Genomic DNA, 2,788 nt, shown 5'->3' on the forward strand with positions numbered 1-2,788 from the left:
GACGCAACTGCGTGTCCCGGCTCCGCTGTTTCCGGTTCGGTCAGCGAAGGGTCGGAACTGTTTTTCCTTGCTGAGATAACCGAGGCGCAGAGTAGCGGCACGGATGTCGTTGCAACAGTCAGCGGCGACTTCCTTGCAAGCGGTCAGGCGGGGGAGCGGACGATACCCATTCTCTCCAATATGACTCAAAGCGCGGTGTTCACCGTTCGGACGGAATCTGCGGATTTTATTGACGAGGATGACGGTACGGTAACGGTGAGCATTGCCAATCCGGACACATCATCGTTTATCCTTGCAAATGATGAAGTAACAGTTGATGTAACCGATGCGCCGTTTATTGACTTCTGCCGTGTGGCGGGCAGTTCGGCGACTTCCTGCCCCGACTCGGCATTAACGGGCAGCATACCGGAGAATGGCGGAGAGGCGCATTTCCTCGTGTTTCTCAGCACGGAGCGGACGGAAGATACGGAGGTTGTTATTACCGCCGGTGGCGACATATCAAGACTCGCCGACACTGCCGGGTCCGGCTCCGGCGGCAATCAAACATATACGGCAACCATACGGGCGAATCAAACCCGCGAGACAATAACGATGCGGGCGTTTGACAACGCTGTGCCGGACACTCCCGCCAATGCCGAGATTCAGGTTGGCTTTACGCAATACAGCCCGCCGTCGGGGTCGGGATACCTGCTGAATCCCGACAAGGTGGTTTCCCACCCCGGAACAAACGGCTTGTTCTTCAACATCATTGATAACGAAGCGCCCCCTCTGCCCGTAATCACTCTCTGCCGTATTGCGCCCATCGGCGGGACGGAGTGCCCACACACGCCCGTAACCGACACCATAGTGGAGGGACAGCCCGCTTTCTTCCTCTTTGAAATATCAGAGGCGCAGTCAAGCGGTACGGACATTACGGTAACTGTTGCCGAAACCAGCGGTTCATTCCTCGCCGGAGGTCAGGCGGGGGCGCGGACAATAACCATTCCCGCAAATATGACGGCAAGCGGCATATTCTCGGTTGAGACCCAAAATGACCGCAACATCGGAGGCAACGGTGGATTTACCGTAACATCCGCCAACCCTGACGAAGCGCGGTTCACTCTTGCCGGAGCGCAGCACACGGTCTCCGTTTCCAATAATGACCGGATGGCAACGGCAACGGGCGTTGGCGGAGAACAGAGTGTCCAAATTGAGATATACGACCTGCCATCAACTCACGGCGTTACGGCAATGGCCTTTGACCCTGAAACAACTGGGGGACGCCCGCACGCATACACCGTTCCCTCCGCCGAAGAAACCGTATTCACACATGTTGTTGAAATAGACATAATGCCCGAACCCGACCCGACAGCCATGTTTGAACTTTGCTTCCCCATGCCGCCGCTCACTGACGGACAAGACCCCGTGATTTACTACGGCGGCGAAACCGGAAGCACTTGGATGCTACAAGACAGTTACACAAATGAAGAAACAGTCTGCACTATGACAAACACCGCTTCCTTCTGGGCGGTAGGGGCGGCTGAAAACTCTGCGGTTGACGAGGCGAACAAGATGATACTCCCCCGCATAGCAATGGCGGTTGCCGCTGAAACGGCGGGAATGATTCAGGACAGAATTAAGGATGTGTTCTCAGGCGGCGGCGACAGCGGCGTGTCCGTGAAAGGCAGAAACTTGCAAGAACTCATCATCTCCGGCGCGCAGAGCGGGGAAGTGCCCGAACTTCAACTTTCAGACTTCGCTTTCTCCCTTGCGGCTAACGATTCCTACGGCGGAGGCTGGGGAGCCGTTCCGGGGCGTATGCTCGGCAACATAAGCGTCTGGGGGCGCGGCTACCTCCTGCATATGGAGGATGTCGGCGGGCGCGTGGAGTTTGACGGCACGGTTACCGGAGGCATGGCGGGGGTTGACACACTGTTTCTGCCGAATCTCCTCGCGGGAGTGTCGGGCAATTTGTTCACATCGGAGATAGATTTCAGAAGAAGCGCAACAACCGGAACACACGAAACAACGGCATGGAGCGTTCATCCCTATATCGGATGGCAGCCGAGTCCGAGAACCACCATCTGGGCTACGGGCGGTTACGGAATGGGAAGCCTTGAAGCCGCACGGGACGGCGTGGTTTGCAACGAAGACAGGTCTTCCACATGCCGCAAGAGCGATGCAATGATCATCACCTTCGGCGGCGGGGCAAGCGGCAGAATGCTTGACCGCCGGACGGCGGGAGGGGGCAGAGTGGTCATAGACGCAATAGGCGATGTGGTGTATGCGCGTTTCATTGAAGACGGCGATGGGGGAGGAAACGTTGACGCGGGGTCTGCGCGGTTCGGGTTTGAATTGACCGGTTCGCGTCCCGCATGGTGGGGCAGCAGTCTGGGCGGTGATTTGGAACTGGCTTATCGCGGCGACTTTGGCGATGATGTGAAGGGAAGCGGGCTTGAAGCCGTGGGCAGTGTGAAGTTCGGCGTTCCGCGCTGGGGCTTGCGCATAGACCTTGGGGGGCGGGCATTGATTTCCCACAGCGACAATTTGAGGGAGCGGGGTCTTTCGGGCGACATAATGTGGTCAAGAAGTTTTGACGGGACGGGGCCTTTCCTTTCTTTCAATCCTCAGTGGGGGGCGACAAGGAGCAAGAGCGATACAATTTGGGAGCATGGGGTATCGGAGGTTGAAGTTGAGACCGGCGCGGGTCGGCGGTACAACATGGAGGCTGGCTACGGAGTGCCGCTGCCTTATGAGAGCGGTTTGATGAAGGTGTTTGCCCGCAGTGAGATAGTGGACGGGGCGGTGA

At 57.5% G+C, this 2,788-nt stretch carries 1 protein-coding gene; it reads left to right on the plus strand.

The window, feature by feature from the left end:
- Positions 1–2,788: autotransporter outer membrane beta-barrel domain-containing protein (locus tag OXF42_04975; protein MCY4047445.1), on the plus strand; the 2,788-nt coding region annotated here is incomplete at both ends.

The organism is Candidatus Dadabacteria bacterium (assembly GCA_026708565.1).
GTDB lineage: Bacteria > Desulfobacterota_D > UBA1144 > Nemesobacterales > Mycalebacteriaceae > Mycalebacterium.